This window comes from Rothia sp. P5766 (assembly GCF_048513555.1).
In the GTDB taxonomy this organism is placed as follows: Bacteria; Actinomycetota; Actinomycetes; order Actinomycetales; family Micrococcaceae; genus Rothia.
On the sequence record NZ_JBLXXS010000005.1, the window covers coordinates 24,390 to 43,537 of the forward strand.

The 19,148-nt window shown below is 57.9% G+C and carries 14 protein-coding genes and 1 tRNA gene; 2 read left to right on the forward strand and 13 right to left on the reverse strand.

Annotated elements, in window-relative coordinates; genetic code table 11:
• Positions 1 to 18 precede the first annotated feature (18 nt).
• The 4 genes from ACN08V_RS03625 to ACN08V_RS03640 are packed head-to-tail and all read right to left on the reverse strand — an operon-like array spanning position 19 to position 5,165.
• Complete coding sequence (locus ACN08V_RS03625; RefSeq protein WP_419104572.1) at positions 19 to 441, reverse strand: hypothetical protein; 423 nt, start codon at positions 439 to 441, stop codon at positions 19 to 21.
• The gene (locus ACN08V_RS03630; RefSeq protein WP_419104573.1) at positions 431 to 1,459 is read right to left on the reverse strand and encodes an MraY family glycosyltransferase; all 1,029 of its coding nucleotides are present in this window, start codon (positions 1,457 to 1,459) and stop codon (positions 431 to 433) included. The genes ACN08V_RS03625 and ACN08V_RS03630 overlap by 11 nt, the downstream gene beginning before the upstream one ends.
• Positions 1,460 to 3,322, reverse strand: coding sequence for a polysaccharide biosynthesis protein (locus tag ACN08V_RS03635; RefSeq protein WP_419104574.1), 1,863 nt, complete (start codon positions 3,320 to 3,322; stop codon positions 1,460 to 1,462). It abuts the gene before it with no gap.
• Positions 3,315 to 5,165, reverse strand: coding sequence for a glycosyltransferase (locus tag ACN08V_RS03640; protein ID WP_419104575.1), 1,851 nt, complete (start codon positions 5,163 to 5,165; stop codon positions 3,315 to 3,317). Before ACN08V_RS03640 ends, ACN08V_RS03635 begins: the two co-directional genes overlap by 8 nt.
• A 243-nt stretch (positions 5,166 to 5,408) precedes the next feature.
• Here ACN08V_RS03640 and ACN08V_RS03645 point away from each other — a divergent pair, with 243 nt between their 5' ends.
• Entirely contained in the window at positions 5,409 to 6,482 is a 1,074-nt protein-coding gene (locus tag ACN08V_RS03645) for an NAD-dependent epimerase/dehydratase family protein (RefSeq protein WP_419104576.1), read from the forward strand.
• 80 nt (positions 6,483 to 6,562) lie between these two features.
• On the opposite strand, the gene ACN08V_RS03650 is transcribed toward ACN08V_RS03645, so the two are convergent.
• The 9 genes from ACN08V_RS03650 to ACN08V_RS03690 all read right to left on the reverse strand — a co-directional run bounded on the left by ACN08V_RS03650 (position 6,563) and on the right by ACN08V_RS03690 (position 18,669).
• Entirely contained in the window at positions 6,563 to 7,621 is a 1,059-nt protein-coding gene (locus tag ACN08V_RS03650) for an L-threonylcarbamoyladenylate synthase (RefSeq protein ID WP_419104577.1), read from the reverse strand.
• A gap of 21 nt (positions 7,622 to 7,642) precedes the next feature.
• Positions 7,643 to 8,554 (reverse strand): peptide chain release factor N(5)-glutamine methyltransferase, encoded by a 912-nt coding sequence (gene prmC / locus ACN08V_RS03655; protein ID WP_419104578.1) that lies wholly within the window; start codon positions 8,552 to 8,554, stop codon positions 7,643 to 7,645.
• Between the two features lie 2 nt (positions 8,555 to 8,556).
• Positions 8,557 to 9,639 (reverse strand): peptide chain release factor 1, encoded by a 1,083-nt coding sequence (gene prfA / locus ACN08V_RS03660; RefSeq protein WP_419100642.1) that lies wholly within the window; start codon positions 9,637 to 9,639, stop codon positions 8,557 to 8,559.
• A gap of 104 nt (positions 9,640 to 9,743) precedes the next feature.
• Complete coding sequence (gene rho, locus ACN08V_RS03665; protein ID WP_419104579.1) at positions 9,744 to 11,744, reverse strand: transcription termination factor Rho; 2,001 nt, start codon at positions 11,742 to 11,744, stop codon at positions 9,744 to 9,746.
• Between the two features lie 308 nt (positions 11,745 to 12,052).
• Entirely contained in the window at positions 12,053 to 13,057 is a 1,005-nt protein-coding gene (gene thrB, locus ACN08V_RS03670; protein WP_419104580.1) for a homoserine kinase, read from the reverse strand.
• Between the two features lie 18 nt (positions 13,058 to 13,075).
• Positions 13,076 to 14,371, reverse strand: coding sequence for a homoserine dehydrogenase (locus tag ACN08V_RS03675; protein WP_419104581.1), 1,296 nt, complete (start codon positions 14,369 to 14,371; stop codon positions 13,076 to 13,078).
• 168 nt (positions 14,372 to 14,539) lie between these two features.
• Positions 14,540 to 16,024, reverse strand: a complete 1,485-nt coding sequence (lysA, locus tag ACN08V_RS03680) for a diaminopimelate decarboxylase (RefSeq protein WP_419104582.1) — start codon at positions 16,022 to 16,024, stop codon at positions 14,540 to 14,542.
• A gap of 2 nt (positions 16,025 to 16,026) precedes the next feature.
• A complete protein-coding gene (gene argS, locus ACN08V_RS03685) occupies positions 16,027 to 17,688 on the reverse strand; it encodes an arginine--tRNA ligase (protein ID WP_419104583.1) in 1,662 nt (553 codons plus the stop codon).
• Between the two features lie 63 nt (positions 17,689 to 17,751).
• Positions 17,752 to 18,669, reverse strand: coding sequence for an alpha/beta hydrolase fold domain-containing protein (locus ACN08V_RS03690; protein WP_419104584.1), 918 nt, complete (start codon positions 18,667 to 18,669; stop codon positions 17,752 to 17,754).
• A 260-nt stretch (positions 18,670 to 18,929) separates the two neighbouring features.
• Between ACN08V_RS03690 and ACN08V_RS03695 the strand changes: the two genes are divergently transcribed.
• Positions 18,930 to 19,002 (forward strand) — tRNA-Arg (locus tag ACN08V_RS03695).
• Positions 19,003 to 19,148 lie beyond the last annotated feature (146 nt).

Sequence of the window (19,148 nt, forward strand, 5' to 3'; positions counted from 1 at the left end):
ACGCTCCTTTGCTTAGCATTATCCTACCGAATCGAAGTAGAGGATTCTCTGTTTCGTGATAATTTTCGTTTCCAGGGCTAGCTGAACAAGCAGTCCAGTAACAGCTCCGGCCAGTAACCATCCGTTTCTAAAACCGTCCGGAATAGGTAGGAAAATTAGCAGACCGGTGAAAACCAAAATTTTGAACGGATAGGAAGCCGCCAAGGCAACCGCAGCCGTCTTCATTGATTTCTTTTCCGTCAGGAGTGCAATAAGAATCCCGATAAAAAAGCTCAGGTAGACCAGCCCCAGACCGACAAGGAAAGCGCCTGCTGCCGGGTAACCTGCAATGACTACACCCACTATGCTACCGACAAGGGCCAAGATCGCCAAAGCCAGAGTCACGCAGGTCAGCATCCTGCGCCAAGGCATCTCATTGACCTTCAGGGGCTTACCTACCATTGGGCTGACCGACCTTTCTCAAGATAGCCGGCAGGGTAAGGTAGAGAGCCAAGACAAGAGCGACAAGCAGGGCCGCCCCCACAGCGTTCTGCGTTTCAAAGGGTAAGGCGATAACCGTGATAGCCGTCACCAAAACCGTTGCCAGGGTCACCACCCCGGCGCTGGCCAGGTGACTCAGGCCCAGATCCGTCAGCTTCTGGTAAGTGTGGGTCCGGTGGGGTTTGTACCATTGCTCCCCCTTGATAACACGGCGCAACAAAGTGGTGCCGGTGTCAGCGAGGTAGACCAAAAGCGGTGCAAGGATGTATTCCACATAAACACCGGAGAGGAAAGCACCGACAGCCATTGAAGCAATGGCACCGCCCAAAAAGTAAGAGCCTGCATCCCCCAGAAAAACATTTTTGCCGGTACGCACATTCCAGGGCAGAAAAGCTAGATAGGCCGCCGCTACAGCAAGTCCCCCCGCAAGTAGCCAGGGCATATTATTGACCCAGCCCGCAAAAGCATAGGCACCGCCCACAGTAAGACCATGCAGGCCGGAAATGCCATTGATGCCGTCCATAAAATTCACCACATTGATGTAGGCGGCAATAGCAAAAACACCCAGCGGAATCCAAAACCCGGATGTCCCCAGCATGATGGTCATACCTACGGTAACCACAAGACCAATGAGGAGCTGGATAGCTGCCCGGATCGCAATCGGCACACCGCTGTAATCTTCTAACCAGCCCAGTGCACCCGAAGCCAGCATTCCAAAGAGGACCAAGAGGGCAATCGATCGGTCTGTGGGAATCTGCCCATCAACAAGAACAGCGATATAGCCCAAAACTGCGGCAAGTGCCGTTGCCAAGCCCATGCCCCTAAAGACCGGGGAAGTGTGCGAAGAGCGGGCGGTGGGTATATCCACCAGGTTCCAGCGGTGCAGAAAGGGGCGAACCACAAAGGGGAGGAGCAGGCCAGCGCAACCGGCAAGAAGAGCCACAACGGTAGCCAGGCCAATCATTGATGAGGTTTCCATTTAGGCCGCCTGCCCGGGGCGTTCAACCCGATCGTAGCCGCGATGCTCACGATAGTTAGCCAGCCAGCGGCCATAGTCCAAATCGCTCGGGTCCATATCCGGTGCCTGGGCCCGCATAATATTCTCGTTTTCTTCGCTCCGCTGTACCTGTTCACCCAGACCAAAGAGGACCTCGTCGCGCTTTTCGCCAGCCCGCAAGCCGATGACATCAATAGCAACATCAAAGCGTTCGTAGAGACTTCGCATGTGTTCAGCCACCTTCATGATTTTGACCGGCTGACCCATATCGAGAACTAGCACTTCCCCGCTCTTACCAATGGCGCCGGCCAGCATGACCAGCAGGCAGGCGTCGGGAATTAGCATGAAGAAGCGGGTCGCATTGCGGTCGGTGACCGTCAGCGGACCGCCATCTAGAATCTGCTTGGTGAAGAGCGGTTTGATAGAACCCCGTGAACCGAATACGTTACCGAAGCGTACTGAGACGTAGGTTTTTCCGGTCTGCTTACCGTACCAACTCGTCAGCATTTCTGCGCTGCGCTTGGATTGCCCCAGTGCAGTGGTGGGGTCAGCTGCCTTATCGGTCGAGATATTCACAAAAGCTTCAACATCTACTAGAGATGCAGCCTTTAGGACGTTCGCGGTACCCAGCGTATTAGTCTTGTAGGCCTCCTTGGGGTAGGCCTCCAGAGCGGACACATGTTTGAGGGCAGCGGCATGAAATACAACCTGAGGTTTACGTTCAAGAAATACTGCCTCGATAGCTTCAGCATCACGCACATCAGCCAGAATAACGCTCGGGTCATCAAGGCTAGAAAGACCGGTCATAGAGTATCGAGTATCCATCAGCAGGGATTCGTCGCGGTCCAGCATCATCAGTTCTGCAGGTTCATACCCGCTTAGCAGCCGGCACAGCTCAGAACCGATCGAACCACCGGCGCCAGTCACCAGCACCCGACGACCCTGAACATAGCTCCGGATCAGGGCATGGTCAATCTTGTAATCGATTTTCCCTCGGATTCCCTCTAAGAGTTCACGCTCATTGCCCTCGTGAGTTCGACGGCTAGCCCCCGAAAAATCAGGAACAACTGAGTTGATGCGAATTGTTTCTACGCCCAAATCTTTCATGGTCTGGGCAACGTGAACCAGACGCCGCTCGGGGATTTCTTCACCAATAGCTATGAGAACCTTACGCGCACCGTGCTTTTTGACCAGTGCAGGCAGTTCAGCGCTCGTACCCTCCACCTTAACCGAGTGGATTCTAGCGTTCTTGACCGATCGGTCATCATCCACGATGGAGACAGGCAGGTACTTTGCCTTGGGGTCCGTCATCAAGGAAGAGACGAGGTTACGCCCCAAAAATCCTGCACCATAAATAATGACGCGTTCGGAGCCCTCCCCCGTGGGACGGTTGGTGGTTTCCTCGTAAATCCGCTTAAGGTAGCGAAAACCCATCATCAGCAAAATAGCAATGGGGAAAGCGATCATAACCACAGACCGAGGCACCCCAAAAGTACGGGAGTACATCATCAACAAAAACTGCATGATAACCAGGTTGATCAGGAGCAAGGGGTAAAGCTTGCTCCCCTCCTGCAAGGTGCCATAACTGTGGCGGCCACGATAGAGACCCAGCATCAGCCCGCCACCCACCTGAAGGGTAACCATCACAAGGGCTACAAGGGTAAGTCCTTGCGGGTCGATCTGATCGGTATCCATGCCGTAACGCAGCATGAAAGCAACGGGTAGCGCAAGCAGCCATGCCAGGGAGTCAAGCAGAACTTGAATGTACTTCCACCAATTCTTGCGCTCAGACGTTGAGGTGAGAGCGGGAATCGAGGTGGTCTGCAAGGAGGGTTCCTTAGACAATGTCGCCCTTTCTCTCAATCACTTGCGGGGTCCGACCGGTCATCCAGCGGAATGCTTTGGTTCGTATCTTTTCGGGGGCTAGACGATAGAGACCGCGAATACCCATATTCTTTGCAAAACGCACGGGACTCACCACGTTTCCACTGTAGAGCCGGCGCTGAACATCAATGTCTTTGCGCAGGGCGCTTATTCCACCTCTACGGGTGTAGGCCGTACTAACCCGATATTTAACTAAAGGATCGGGCAGGTTACCCAGAATAAAACCTGCCTTATCCATACGCGCCCACAGCCAGTAATCCTCGGCCCCCGGCAGCTCGATATAGCTACCCACAGCTTGGACAGCACTCCTACGGAATACGACGGTCGGGTGGAGCATAGGGTTACGTCGGGGAATAACTTCGCTAATACGCCGCGACCCTGTAGCTACACGGCGCAGGGCATCGGGGGTACTCGGGTCTAGAGAGAACTCGTACATGGCACTTCCCAGCACGTCAAACCGTCCGTCTGCTAGCAGGGGTATCTGGTGTTCGAACCGTTCCGGTACTGAGATATCGTCGGCATCAGCACGGGCAACGATATCGTAAGCGCAGGCGCTTAGACCTTCGCGCAGGGCGGCAGCCAGCCCGTGGTTTTCTGCCAGCTCAATGTGCTCGACTGGCATGGGTGCCGATATCTTAAAGTCAGCGATGACCTCGGCTACCTCCTGAGTTACAGGACCGTCCTGAACCAAAACCACCTGGGTGGGAGGGAGCGTCTGCTCAACAGTATTAGAGTTCAGTGCCGCCTTCAGGTTCTGGGGAGTATCACCCCGGTAGACACTCATCAACAAAGAAAAATCGCGGGCATCGCGGTATTGTGCGCGCACTATCTCGGCTAAATTTGGGGTCTCTAACTGGTAGATATCTTTGAGTACCTCAGAGTTAGAGCGGTAACCGGCAAGAGCATCTTTAAGGCCGTTCAAGAAATACCCGCTATAGATTTTCTTATCATCGGTCCCTAAGAGGGTGCTAGCCCACAGTCGGGCGGTAGAACCGCCATAGAGTAGCTTTTCGTGCGGGGCGAGAGTACGCCGAGCACAAAAAACCCAGAGCTTGTTGCGCACATCATGATAGAAACGTGGCCCCGGGGCAGTATCGGTTGTACCGAAAGTCTTAGTGTTGTGGATAGCAACAGAACGCTCAGTGGCAATCCCCTGGCTATGCTGAATCAGCCTGGTGGTGTACTCGAAATCATCGTTCCAGATAAAGAAGTCAGCCAGCGGTAACTCTGTAGCACGCATGGCCGCCCCGTCCATCAAAATCGAGACAAAAGAAGCAGAGCGGATAGGGCGCGCACCCACAGCCGCGGCCTGCGCGGTTCGTTCCGCACCAGCGGCGAACATGGTTCGCATAGTGTTCATGGGGTGATCTTCGCCATTAGTCCAGACCACCTTGGAGGCAACCACCGCAGGGCGTTCAGCCTTAACAGGTGAGTAATTAGCCCAAGCCCGGTAAGCCTCGCTTAAAGTTCCCTCGGTTGGCTCGGTATCATCGTCCATAACCCAGACCAAATCGGCCCGATGACGGACCAGGGCACGGTCAATACCGACGGTAAACCCGCCAGCCCCACCCACGTTCTCGGGCAGGTGAACAATATCTGCTTCAAGCTCATAGTCCAGGCTCTCAAGATAGTCCGGAGTGGAATCCGTTGAAGCGTTGTTGACGATAATAACGACATCAGGGGTGAGCAGACCGCCAGCTATACCAGCCAGAGTACGCTCCAAGAGGTCACGCCGGTTGTAGGTGACAACAACGGCGGCGATACACTCAGCCGGTCGCTGCTGGTTACTCTGGTCAGAAACCATAAAGAACAGGTCCTTTCGTGGGCTTAAGGCCACCTATACGCGGCCCCTGCCCGGAAGAAAGGGCAGAATCCACACAACTACATAAAGTTTACCTAACCCGGCTGAGTATTACCCCCATGAGCACGGGCATCAAGGCTACCCTTGTTTTTTATCAGCCCCTTACGTGCAATGAGGCCCCGGCTGTGACAACCTTAAAAGGACAGGGGTTCACTGGCTCCATTTAGCTCACAAGGGAGAAAAGGCATGGCTCACGCCACATGGAAAGTTATTGGTGCAAGCGGCTTTGTGGGGTCATCAATCCTTGCCCGGCTAGCCTCAGAAGGTGTCACGCTCGAGGCGGTTGAGGCTCCACGCCTACTCACCCGAACTAGTGACCCCGACAAACTCATTGCCGAGGCTCGCTCCCTGGAGGGCATTATCGATACCCTGGCTGATTCCTTTGCCGGGTGCGACCTTGTTATTAATGCTTCAGGTCTGGCTGCCCCCGACCAAGAAGACTTGGCTCCTCTAATCGGGGCAAACGCTCTGCTCCCCATCATCATTGCCATTGCCGCCCAGCGAACAGGTGTGCGCCGAGTCATCCATATCTCATCAGCCGCTGTTCTAGGCGCGGCCAGTGTACTAACCCCCACCGAAGAAACTGACCCGTTCTCCGCATACTCATTTTCCAAGGCCCTGGGCGAAGAAGCCCTACTCAAGATTCGCTCCTTCGTAGAAGAAACTGCTGCTCAAGGCCGTGCCCCAGGGTCTGAACAATCCGAGTTCCCTGCCGCTCCCTCGTACGCGCCGGTTCAGGTTGCAAAAGATCACGCGGTAGAAATCTGTATTATTCGGGCCACTAGCGTCCAGGGACGCGGTCGCCGCACCACCCAGGCTTTCGCCAAAATTGCATCCTCACCGCTGGCATCGGTTGCTGGTTCAGCAAGCCGCCGGACCCCCGTGTCATCTAACTACGCTCTGGCTGAATTCGTGCATATGATTGCTGCCTTTGAAGGTGAGCTGCCCGCCATCGTAGTTCAGCCCTGGGAAGGCGCAACCACCGAGTCTGTTCTCGTCGATGCAGGGCGCCGGCAACCAATCCACCTGCCTGAAGCGCTCTGCCGCGCCGCAGTTTCTGCCGGTTATAAGGTCTCCGAACTCCTGGGCGATAGGCTGACCGGGCCGGTGCGTCGCGTAGAAGTCATGTGGTTTGGCCAGGACATTGACGACTCCTGGGCTAGGGCTCACGGGCTAATCCCCCAGGCACGGGTGCAAGAGGTCTTACGCACTGCCCATAGCTCTTTGGGTTCAAAACGGGACCGTAAGTTCAGCGATTAGTTTTATGCAAAATCAAGGGGAGGGCCGGTTCATTACCAACCGGCCCCCCTGCTCACAGCGGCTATAGCCTGCTAGGAGCCTTAGGCCTCTGGTAGCTCCTCAAGCTCGTCCAGTTCCGCCTGCCCAGCCGTGCTTTCAAGCGTGATGCCCGCTGAGGTGCTCGAGCTAGAACCAAAAACTAAGGCTCGGGCCTCAGCCACGGTAAAGGGCTTAGTCTTATCTTCCACCGTGCGAATGGGTGCCACATAGGCAGTAGCTGTTCGCTTCTGGTCCACCGCCTTCAGCCCGCTATGAGAGACCAGGTGAGCCGCCAGGGAACCTGCAACCGGTGCGGCAGCCTTTGGTCCAACACCATCGATTTCTTGCTGGTCTGAGTCGTTCTCCAGGGTAGTCATAGCCTGCTGGGTCTGGGCCAGAGCAACCTCGGCCTCCCGCCGGGCTTTCTCTTGCTCGTCAAACTCTGCTCGGGTCACTACTGAGGGCACAACCTCGCGCAGCCGCTCAACCGGGATAGCGCCTTCTCGCACCACAATCAGTCGATCCGAGGTGCAGTCCACAATGGTCGAGGGTTGGGCATGTACCGACTCAAAATCATCGGAACGCTCAGCGGGACGAGGGCCGCCATCAAGAATAAGCTCAACGTCTGCGCCCAGCTGCTCCATGGCTTCATCAGCGGTGGTTGCCGCTACACGCCCCGTTTTATTAGCTGAGGATACGGCAAGAGGGCCCAGCTTTTTGAGCAGCTCGATCGCTACAGGGTCATGTGGAACACGCAGTGCTACCGTTCCCTGAGTCTCCCCCAGGTCCCAGTTCAGAGAAGGCTGAGAGTAGAAAATCAGGGTCAGCGCTCCAGGCCAAAAAGCATCGGCAAGGGCCCGCGCATCAGCTGACACCTCATCAGCCAGCCCCGCCAGTACGGCCTTATCGTAAATCAAAACAGGCGGGGGCATCTGACGGCTTCGCCCCTTAGCTGCCAGCAAAGCAGTAACGCCCTCAACAGAAAAAGCGTCTGCGGCAATACCGTAGACGGTATCGGTCGGAATGACGATGGGCTTGTGGTCTTTAATGACCGACTCAGCAGTAGCTATAGCCTGGTCAAAGGCTTCTTGGTCTGTGGCACTAACAATGGTTGCTTTCACACTCTTTATTCTTTCACATTCCTAGCTCTTGGACACCGGTTTGTAGCCGCTGGTGTGACGGGGTTTACCCGCCAGATCGTCAATAGATTCAGTACGCTCAAAGCCTGCCTTTTCAAAGGCTTGGCGCATGAGCTCCCGCTGGGTTTCCGCGTGCTCCATAATCAGGTACCCTCCAGGAGCCAGCAAATCGTAGGCACGGTAAGCTATCGCGGAGGGCAACTCCATGCCGTCTTCTCCCCCACCGTAAAGGGCAAGTGCCGGATCGTGGTCTCTGACTTCGGGATCCTTTGGAACAGCACCCTGCGGAATATAAGGTGGGTTCGAGGCAACCAGTGTCACCTGTCCCTTGAGCTCTTCCAGTGCGGTGAGGGCATCACCCCTGACCAGTCGAGCACCCGTACCATCAAGATTACGCTCAGCCCAAGCGGCCGCATCCTTGGACAGCTCGACCGCTAGCACCTCAGCCCCAGCCAGCTCAGTAGCTAGCGAAGCAGCAATCGCCCCGGAACCCGTACAGAGGTCAAGGACCAGGGGGCGATGCGGCAGGGTACCCTTGGCCACGCGACGCTGATACTCTACGACAGCGTGTTCAACCAGTAGCTCAGTCTCAGGACGCGGAACAAAAACCCCCGGGCCAACAGAAAGGGTCAGTCCCCGGAAATGGGCCTGCCCGGTCAGGTGCTGGAGCGGGATCCGCTGACCGCGCAGAGTCACCAGCCGATCAAAATCAGCAGGCACCGGGGTACCCAGCAGAGCAAGAGTTTGAACCCTCCCCCGGCTGACCGGCTCACCGGTCTGCTTCTCCAACAGATAGGCCGCAAGCAGCTGGCTATCAGTCTGGGAGGATTCCACCCCTGCCTCAGCCAGGTAGACCGAGGCCCGGCCAAGAGCTGAATCCAGATCCTCACCGGGCAAGGCAGAAAAGTCAGCCACGATTATTTGTTGTCCTGGCCTAGTTTCTCAAGACGGGCGGCTTCATCCATCTCAATAGCAGACTGGATAACAGCGCCCAGGTCACCGTTGAGGACAGCGTCCAGGTTGTAAGACTTGTAGCCGGTGCGGTGATCCGCAATACGGTTTTCGGGATAGTTGTAGGTACGGATACGCTCTGACCGGTCCATGGTGCGCACCTGGGAGTGACGCTTCTCGGCGTTCTCCGCATCAATCTGTTCCTGCTGCCAAGCCAAGAGACGGGCGCGGAGCACGCGCATAGCAGCTTCGCGGTTCTGAATCTGCGACTTTTCGTTCTGCATAGCTACCACGATGCCGGTTGGCAGGTGGGTAATACGTACAGCGGAGTCAGTGGTGTTCACTGACTGTCCACCGGGGCCAGATGAACGGTAAACATCGATCTTCAGATCGTTTTGGTTAATGTCGATTTCCTCGGGTTCATCGACCTCGGGGAAAACCAGTACGCCGGCGGCAGAGGTGTGGATACGCCCCTGGGACTCTGTTGCGGGTACACGCTGAACACGGTGAACACCGCCCTCGTACTTGAGGTGGGCCCAGACGCCCTCAGCCGGATCAGTAGAGTTGCCCTTGATAGCAATCTGGGCATCCTTGTAGCCGCCCACATCGGTGCTCTGGGAGGAAATCATCTCGGTCTTCCAGCCCTTGGTTTCCGCGTAGCGGGTGTACATGCGCAAGAGGTCAGCGGCAAAGAGGGAAGCCTCGTCACCACCTTCACCACCCTTGACCTCCAGAATCACGTTGCGGCCATCGTCCGGGTCGCGGGGAATCAGCAAGCGGCGCAGTTTTTCCTCTGCGGCAGGGAGCTTGGCTTCAATTTCTTTGACCTCAGCGGCGAACTCGGCGTCCTCGGCTGCCATTTCGCTAGCAGCCTGGAGGTCATCACGCAGGGCAGTGACCTTCTTATAGGCTTCAACGATGCCGTTGAGCTCTGCGTAACGGCGACCGAGTTTGCGTGCCTTACCCTGGGCGGCGTGCACAGCGGGGTCAGCCAGCTGTTTTTGGAGGTCTGCGTGTTCATCGAGCAGACCCTGGATTGAATCAATCACTGTATGTGCCTCTTCTTCGCGGTGCCCGCTACAGGCACCTCAATCTTTTGTTTAAGGGGTGAAGCACCGCCTGCCCCGTGTGGAGCAGGCGGTGTACCGAGCCTTTATTCGCCGTGGCCGAGCCCGCTCTTAGAAACGGTCAGCAGGAATTCGACGTTGGACTGAGTCTCGCGGAGCTTGCTGAGCAGAACCGAGAGTGACTGCTCCTGATCCATGCCAGCTAGGACGCGGCGCAGACGCCACATAATCTTGATTTCCTCGGGTGAGAGGAGTGCCTCTTCGCGGCGGGTGCTGGAAGCGTTGAGGTCGATAGCAGGGAAGATACGCTTATCGGCCAGGTGGCGGGAAAGGCGCAGTTCCATGTTGCCGGTACCCTTGAATTCCTCAAAGATAACCTCGTCCATCTTGGAGCCGGTCTCAACCAGGGCGGTAGCTAAAATGGTCAGTGAGCCACCCTCCTCAATATTGCGAGCCGCACCGAAGAACTTCTTGGGCGGGTAGAGCGCAGCGGCATCGACACCACCGGAGAGGATACGGCCCGATGCGGGGGCGGCCAGGTTGTAGGCACGGCCCAGACGAGTCATGGAATCCAGCAGAACGACAACGTCGCGGCCCTGCTCTACCAGCCGCTTAGCGCGTTCAATGGCGAGTTCAGCGACAATGGTGTGGTCATCGGCGGGGCGGTCAAAGGTGGAGGCAATGACCTCACCGTTGACGGTGCGCTGCATGTCGGTTACTTCTTCGGGGCGCTCATCGACCAGAACCATCATGAGGTGAACCTCAGGATTGTTAGTGGTGATAGCGTTCGCGATGGACTGAAGCATCAGGGTCTTACCGGCCTTGGGGGGTGCAACAATAAGACCGCGCTGGCCCTTACCGATGGGGGCAACCAGGTCAATGACGCGGGGGCCAACCTTCTTGGCTTCGGTCTCCAGGCGCAGGCGCTCCTTGGGGTAAAGCGGTGTTAGCTTGTTGAAGTCGCGGCGGCCTTTGGACTCTTCGGGGGTCAGACCGTTGATGGTGGTGACCTGAACCAGAGCGTTGAACTTCTGGCGGTTGTTGTTATCGCCTTCTCGAGGGGCACGGATTGTGCCTACGATTGCGTCGCCCTTGCGCAGGCCGTGACGCTTGACCTGGGCCAGCGAAACATAGACATCGTTGCTACCGGGCAGGTAGCCGGAGGTACGAACAAAAGCGTAGTTATCTAGAACGTCAAGAACACCGGCGACGGGGATCAGAACATCGTCTTCACGGATCTCGGGTTCGAAGTCGTCCCTGCGGTTGCTACGGCGTTCACGGCGCTCCTGCTGGCGGTCGCGGCGGTTCTTACGACCGTTGCGGCGGTCCTCGTCGGGGCCGTTGTTCTGCTGGCGCTCAGAGCGGTTATCGCGGTCGTTGTTCTTAGAACGGTTATCGCGGTCCTGCTTCTCGGAGCGATCCTGCTTGTCACCGCGGTTGTCGCGGTCCCGGCGGTTCTTGCGCTCGAAGCGTTCGGTCTTTTCGTTACCGTTGCTTTCGGTGTTATCAGCTGATTCGGCTGTCTCGGTTTCGGCCTTGCGACGGCGGTCGCTGCGGGTACGAGTTCGGGTAGCGCGGGGAGCTTCCTCGCCCTCAGCATTTTCACCGCGGCCGGCTTTCTTGGACTCGACTGCATCCAGGGCAGCTTCTACTGCTTCGAGGGGGTTAGCCTCAGCAGCGGTAGCCGATGCGCTGGTAGCACGGCGGTTGGTGCGACGCTTAGTTGCGGGCTTCTCTGCCTTTTCCTCAGCCGCATCCTGGTCGCTCTGCGCAGGGGCTTGGGCCTCTGCAGTTTTTTCGGCGGCTTTTTCTGCGGCAGTCTTACGGGTGCGGGTACGCTTAGGCTTTTCAGCGGGAGCGGCCTCAGGAGCGGGTGCCTCTTCACGGTCGGCGATAGCGCCACCACGCTGGTGGGAGCTAATAGCTTCAACCAGGTCTGACTTACGCATACGACGAGCGCCGGTGATGCCCAGCTGGGAGGCTAGGGACTGGAGCTGAGCGAGCTTGAGAGTGCTCAGGCTTGGGGACTTGGTTTCTACCGCTTGTGCGGTTTCCGTACCTGCGGTGAGGTCGGTGTTTTCTGCCACGAAGATTCCTTCTCTCGAAATGTCGTTGATTTCGCGGGTGGTAGTGACGCAACAGATGCGTCATGCCCAGAACGGGCGAGTGTTCATAAATTAGCTAACTAGCTATCAGCATCGGCTGATGCGCGGACTAGGTAACGGATGTGCGAAAGCACAACTGCTGATGAGCACGGCTATGCCTGGGACAGCAGAAAGGCTAGTGCCATAAGGCAGAACCTTGGTAAACGGCCAAATACCTGAGGCTTCTACAGGTTTCGGAACCGTGAAACGGAGAACATAAGTTCGGGTCTAGGGGTATGGCCCCTAAGGAACTAAGCGTTTTCCTCATAGGTAAGCATAACACCTTGCGTGTCAATATCGATATTCAGCACGCGCCAGGTGACCGGTTGACCTTCATAGGTGCCGGCTTCGGGGTGGGTTACGAACTCAGCAATAGCGGAGCCGATATGTTCCCGTTGCTCCTGCCCCTGTGCCAGAACCATGACGGTGGGGCCAGCCCCGGAGATCACTGCCGCATAGCCCAAGCCACGTAAGTGCTGAACCAGCGCGGCACTGGGTTTCATGGCAGCAGCCCGGTAGGACTGGTGGAGTAGATCGCTGGTGCCGGGGAGCAGGTACTCTGGGTAGGAGGTCAGTGCCTGGGCTAGCAGGGCGGCGCGCCCTGCATTGGTGGCGGCTTCGCGGTGAGGAACGGTTTCGGGAATCAGACCGCGGGCAACCCTGGTTGGCACCTGGTAGTCGGGTACCGCAATCACGGGGAGGACCTCAGGGTGAGCGGGGACGGGCAGGGAATGCCAACCCGAATCATCACCGTAGGAGATCACCACCTGGCCGAGCAGTGAGGGGGCGACATTGTCAGGGTGCCCCTCCATACCCGAACAAATCTGGAGTACAGTATCAGCATCAAGCTGGAGCTCAGCAGGTAGCAGTCCGTTTGCGGCACTTACCCCGGCAACAATGGCAGAGGCAGATGATCCCATACCGCGCGAATGCGGAATGCGGTTATGAGCCTGAATGTGCAGGCTGGGTAGCTCAAGAAGCCCTGCGGCTTTCCAGGCGGTCTGCATAGCCTTGACTACCAGGTGGTTGGCATCTCGGGGCACCTGGTCGGCACCCTCGCCGGACAGGTCGAAAGTCAGCTCTCCCTCCCCCGCTAGCCTGGTCACAACCAAATCGTCGTAGTAGGCCAGGGATAGACCCAGGGAATCAAAGCCGGGGCCAAGGTTGGCTGAGGAGGCCGGTACCCGCACCGTCACGCGGGCACCCACCGGGATAGCATGAGGCTCAAGCAGGGATTCGTCTGAACCGTCAGTCATCGACAAAACCATCAGTTTCTAGCCCTCCACCCGAATCACGGAGCAGATTTCGCGGACCGTATCCAGGGAATCAACAACGGCCATGGTCTTGCCAAGGTTGGCATCGGTCGCGCGGTGGGTCACAATACGGATGGTCGCGCTGCTACCGTCGCCGGTTCCCTTAACCTGACGCATGGTTTCGATTGAGACACCGTGCTCAGCAAAGATACGAGCAATGTTTGACAGAACGCCCAGCTTATCCTCTACCACAATGCCCACAGAGTAACGAGAAATGACCTGGCTCATGCTGGTTGCCTTGAGCTGAGCAAAGGAAGAATCCGGGATGCCTGGGCCGCCCAGAACCAGGCGGCGGGCCAGGGAGACAAAGTCGCCCAGCACAGCCGAAGCGGTAGGAGCACCACCAGCACCGGGGCCGTAGAACATGAGCTCGCCGGCGTTTTCAGCCTGGACAAAGACCGCGTTGTAGGCACCGCGAACACTGGCCAGCGGGTGGGTTCGGGGAACCAGAGTGGGGTTGACACGAATGTTCACGCCTTCCCCGTCCTTCTCGCACACTGCCAGGAGTTTGATGACGTAGCCATCGGCGGCAGCGGCCTGAACCTCTTCGGCGCTGACGGAGGTAATACCCTCACAGTGCACATCGTCAATGGTGAAATCTGAGTGAAAAGCAAGAGAGGCAACGATAGCGGCCTTGGACGCGGCGTCGTGGCCCTCTATATCGGCGGTGGGGTCAGCCTCGGCGTAACCCAGGCGCTGGGCCTCAGCCAGTGCATCAGCAAACTGGGCACCGGTGGTATCCATCTGATCCAGGATGTAGTTGGTGGTGCCGTTCATGATACCCAGTACCCGGCTAATCTGATCACCAGCCAGGGAGTCACGCAGGGGGCGCAGAATGGGGATAGCGCCGGCAACAGCGGCCTCGTAGGAGAGCTGGGCGCCGCTCTGAGCGGCGGCAGCGGTAAGTTCGACACCGTGCTTAGCTAGCAGAGCCTTGTTACCCGAGACAACCGACTTGCCAGCGGCCAGTGCACGCAGAATACGAGTGCGGGCTGGCTCAATACCACCGGTCAGCTCAATAACCACATCGGCGGCATCAATCAGGCCTTCTGCATCGGTGGTGTAAAGGGATGGATCAGCCGTATAGTGCCGGGTAGCCTTCGTATCGCGCACAGCGATACCGATGAGCTGAACATCGGCACCGATTCTGTCCCGGAGGGCGGTGGCGTCCTCGGTGAGCATACGAGCTACCTGAGAGCCGACGTTACCGGCACCTAGTAGCGCTACTTTGATGGTGGTGGTCTTACCCAATGGCATCTCCTGACGGTTTTGGGGTAAAGGGGGGGGCAGCGCACCATACTATCCAAGGCGCACTGTATTTATGCGGCGGGTCCCGCTTCCATTCTTTCAGTATGACTGAGCCTGCCATACCGTGTCGTCCATATTACGATCAGTGGCACAGCATGGCAGGCTCCTGCTGAGGGCTTAGACCAGGCCCAGGTCGCGGGCCAACATATCCTCTTCGCTTTCCCGGCGAACGATAGCGCGGGCAGGCTTACCCTGGCTAGTTGCCACCACCGGCGGGCGGGTGAGGTAGTTGTAGTTCGAGCTCATCACGTGGTTGTAGGCACCTGTTGCGGGGACCGCTAGAACATCACCAGCGGTGAGGTCGGCAGGCAGGTAACAATAGCGAATTACGATGTCACCGGATTCGCAGTGCTTACCCACCACGCGGCTTAGTAGCTGCTCCCCTGCCGGAGCACGGTTAGCCAGGGTCACTGCGTAGTCCGACTCGTAAAGAACCGGGCGGGGGTTATCGCTCATACCGCCGTCAACCGAGACGTAGCGGCGCACGCGGGTGTCACCGTTTTCGTCCTCGATAGAAACGTTTTTGATGGTGCCCACCGTGTAGAGGGTGATACCGGAGGGGCCGGAGATAGAGCGTCCGGGTTCAAAGGAGAGATGCGGGATAGCCATACCCACAGCCCGGCAGGTTGAGGCAACCATAGCGGCCAGCTCCCGCGCAATTTCTGCCGAACCGCGCGGGGTGTCCTGCTCGGTGTAGCCAATGCCGTAGCCACCGCCCAGGTCGATTTCGGGTAGCACCACATTAAAGCGCTCGTTGAGCTGGTGCATGTAGGTCAGCACCTTCTCGGCGGCCTTTCCAAAGCCCTCGGCTTCAAAAATCTGGGAACCGATGTGGCAGTGCAGACCGCGCAGGTCAATGCTCTCACTGGCTAGAGCTAGAGCCGCCGCAAGAGTGGCGTAAGCATCATCAGCGGTGACACCCAGCTGATCCAATTCTGCCTGGCTCAGCCCAGCCAGAGCGGCGGTGCCGGGTACCAGTGACTGGCCGAATTTCTGGTCCTCGTGTGCTGTGGCAATGAAATCATGAGTGGAGGCGTGAACACCGGGGGTTACCCGGAGCATGACCGGCGCGGTAACACCCAGTTCAGTGGCAACCCGTGCAATAAGCTGAACCTCCGGTACCGAGTCTGCTACTAGGCGGCCCACACCGTAGGTCAGAGCGCGAGCAATCTCGGCTTCTGACTTGTTGTTCCCGTGCAGGGCAATCTTGCCCCCGGCAACACCGGCGCGCATAGCCAAAGCCAGTTCGCCGCCGCTGGCGGTATCCAGGCATAGGCCCTCTTCCTCAGCCCACTTGGCCACGGCGGTTGTCAGGAAGGACTTGCCAGCGTAGTAGACCGACACTTCAGCGCCGTGAGCTTCAAAGGCCTGCTCAAAGGCGGCACGGAATTCGGCGGCACGGGCACGGAAGGTGCTCTCCGAAAAGACGTACTGGGGAGTTCCAAACTCCTCCACCAATGACGAGACAGCGGTGCCGTCCACGGTCAGCTGCCCCTGTGCGTCACGGGCAAAAGAGGGCATCCAGATGACAGGGCTGAGCTCAGCCGGGTTCTGCGGGTAGGTTAGCCATTCAGGCTTATAAAGCGCTACTTGGTGAGCCATGGTTACATCTTCTCCGGAGCGCTCACGCCCAGCAGTCCCAGACCATTGGCCAGAACCTGGCCAGTTGCCTGGTTCAGGAGCAGCCGGGTGCGGTGCAGGTCGGTTATCTCTTCGTCGCCCTTGGGGGCCACGTGGGAGAGGCCATACCAGCGGTGGTAGGTGCCAGCTAGAGCTTCAAGGTAGCGGGCCAGGCGGTGGGGCTCGCGGAACTCCGCGGCCTCTTTGACAGTACCGGCATACTGGCCCAGGGCGGCCAGCAGGGCAGAGTCTGCTTCGGAGTCCAGCAGGGCCAAGTCCACTGAGTCGGTGCTCACCCCGGCGGCCTCGGCATTACGGGTAATAGCGCAGGTGCGGGCGTGGGCGTACTGAACGTAGAACACGGGGTTCTCGTTGGACTGCTTTGTCAGCAGGTCCAGGTCGATATCGATGTTGGAGTCCACCGAGTAGCGGGTCAGCGAGTAGCGGGCCGCATCCACGCCCACAATCTCGACTAAGTCCTCCATGGTCACCACGTTGCCTGCGCGCTTGGACATACGCACAGGCTTGCCGTCCTTGACCAGGTTTACCATCTGGCCAATCATGACCTCGACCATGTCCGGGTTATCGCCCAGCGCGGCGGCGGCGGCCTTGAGGCGGGCAACGTAGCCGTGGTGGTCAGCGCCCAGCATGTAAATAGCTAGGTCAGCCGGGTCAACAGGGCGCTTGGTTTTGTCCTGGAAGTAGGCGATATCCCCGGCAATGTAGGCGGCGTTGCCGTCGGATTTGATGACCACACGGTCCTTGTCGTCGCCAAAATCGGTGGACTTGAGCCACCAGGCGCCGTCCTTGAAGTAGAGGTTCTCGGACTCCTTAAGCTTTTCAAGGAGTTCATCGACCTTTCCCTCTTCAAAGAGTGAGTTCTCGTGGAAGAAAACGTCAAAATCTACGTGGAACTCGTGCAGGGACTTCTTGATGTCCTCGAACATAAACTCAACGCCGGTGGCGCGGAAGACTTCCTGAGGGTCCGCAGAGGTCAAAGCATCGGGGCGGGCTTCGAGCACGCGGTTGGCAATATCGGTGATGTACTCGCCACCGTAGCCGTCCTCGGGTGCAGCCTCTCCCCTGGCACGGGCTAGCAGAGAGCGGGCAAAGCGGTCAATCTGGTTACCGTGGTCGTTGAAGTAGTATTCACGCACGACCTTGGCGCCCTGGGATTGGAAGATACGGGCCAGAGAATCGCCCACAGCGGCCCAGCGGGTACCGCCCAGGTGGATGGGGCCGGTGGGGTTAGCCGAAACGAACTCAAGGTTAATGGTCTTACCGGCCAGGGTCTGGTTGGTTCCGTAGGCTTGCCCCTGCTGGAGAATAGTCTGCGCCAGTTCACCGGCGGCGGCGGCATCGAGAATGATGTTTAGGAAGCCGGGGCCTGCGATATCAACAGAGGCAACACCGGGAAGCTCGATGATTCTGCCCGCAAGGACCTGGGCTACTTCGCGCGGGTTCTTGCCGACCTTCTTAGAGATTTGGAGGGCGATGTTGGTGGCCCAGTCACCGTGGTCACGGTTCTTGGGGCGTTCAATGCGCACAGCGGGTGCGGTTTCACCATCGGTCAGGGTCAGTTCACCGGTAGCAAAGGCTGCTGCGAGCGCGCCGTCAATAGCAAGGGAGAGTTCTTCGGGTGTCATAGGTTCAAGTCTACCCAAAGGCACCACCGAGCCAACCCAGCAGGCAGGTTCTTAGGGTGTGGCCTAGCTCTTATTGGTGTGCTGGGTCAGCCAGTCAATGATGTGTACCCAGAGGCTGGCGCTGGCGTAGATAGCCGGGTCTGAGTGTTCAGCACCGCCAACCAGGGTGAGTTCGGTGGGGATACCCGCCCCTGCAAGGGCCCGGTGGGCGCGGATTGATTGGTTGGGGGGCACGCAGGTGTCTGAGGTTCCGTGCAGGTAGTAGACCGGTGCGTGGGTTCTTGGCCCGCTCGGGCTGGCGGCGAGGGCATAGTCGATGGGGTGAGCTTTTGCCCAGTTGATAGCGGCCTGGCTACCTGCGGGGGCCGGGTAGGTGGATCCCAAAAGCCGCCATTCTGCGCCGTCGTCTTCGGGGTGGTCCCGGTCAAAGCCCCAGGCCACGCGGTCGTCAAAGATACTGCGCAGGTCGCTGACCCCGTAGATGCTCAGGGCACAGCGAACCCTTGAGTCCGGTTGCCCCTGTGCTTGTGCGGCGGCTAGCGCCGTTGCTGGGATACCTTCAAGGTAGGGTTCTGCCAGGTGGCCGGTTGCGGCGGCTAGCTGAACCAGGTGTCCACCGGCTGAGCCACCGGCTAGGGCGATACGGTCGGGGTCGATGGAAAATTCTGCGGCCTGCTCTTTGAAGTAGCGAATCGAGGTTTTAAGGTCGTTGATTTGGGCGGGAAAGAGTGCTTGGTGGCTGAGCCGGTAGTTGATGGAGGCTGTAGCGAACCCGGCTTCTGCCAGCCCTTGGCGCACTGTGTGCAGGCCCTTATCGGCTTGGGCAAAGCTGGCTTTGTCGCCAAAGCGCCAGGCTCCCCCGTGAACATAGATGAGTAAAGGTGCTGGCTGCCTGTTGGCCCCGGTGCTTGCAGGCGGGTAGAAGTCGTAGGTTTGGGCGGGGTCGCTGGTGCCTGCGTAGTTGCCGCTGGTGACGTTCACGGGTGCCTTTCATCTGCCGGTACTTACCCTCAATACTGTAGCGTTTGCACCTGTCTGCAGGCGTTTAGCCCAGCCCAAGTGTTTCTGATATAGTGGGTGTGGCTTGATGGCCTAACCGCATAAAGGTTTTGGCTGAGAGTTTGTTACCCTGGTAGCTCATGGTGAATGAGGTTTTCCGCCTACAGGCGGATAAGAAATCCGAATGAATCAGCCGAGCTTGCTAGGCTGGTAAACATGGCTTGGTCAAAGAGTCATCATAAGCCCTCGTAGCTCAGTGGATAGAGCACCAGTTTCCGGAGCTGGGTGTCGAAGGTTCGAATCCTTTCGAGGGCACAAAAAGAGAAGGCATACCAGAATGCGCGAAGCGCTGGCATGCCTTCTCTTTTTGTGCCTGGCGTCAAAATCGTCACCGATGTGGCGATTTTAGCCAGCAATCAGTTCTGCCAGAATGCGCGAAGCGCTGGCATGCCTTCTCTTTT

Coding starts and splice junctions, on each gene's coding strand:
- ACN08V_RS03625 (WP_419104572.1), bottom strand. CDS start 441: ATGGTAGGTAAGCCCCTGAAGGTCAATGAGATGCCTTGGCGCAGGATG.
- ACN08V_RS03630 (WP_419104573.1), bottom strand. CDS start 1,459: ATGGAAACCTCATCAATGATTGGCCTGGCTACCGTTGTGGCTCTTCTT.
- ACN08V_RS03640 (WP_419104575.1), bottom strand. CDS start 5,165: ATGGTTTCTGACCAGAGTAACCAGCAGCGACCGGCTGAGTGTATCGCC.
- ACN08V_RS03645 (WP_419104576.1), top strand. CDS start 5,409: ATGGCTCACGCCACATGGAAAGTTATTGGTGCAAGCGGCTTTGTGGGG.
- thrB (WP_419104580.1), bottom strand. CDS start 13,057: ATGACTGACGGTTCAGACGAATCCCTGCTTGAGCCTCATGCTATCCCG.
- ACN08V_RS03675 (WP_419104581.1), bottom strand. CDS start 14,371: ATGCCATTGGGTAAGACCACCACCATCAAAGTAGCGCTACTAGGTGCC.
- lysA (WP_419104582.1), bottom strand. CDS start 16,024: ATGGCTCACCAAGTAGCGCTTTATAAGCCTGAATGGCTAACCTACCCG.
- argS (WP_419104583.1), bottom strand. CDS start 17,688: ATGACACCCGAAGAACTCTCCCTTGCTATTGACGGCGCGCTCGCAGCA.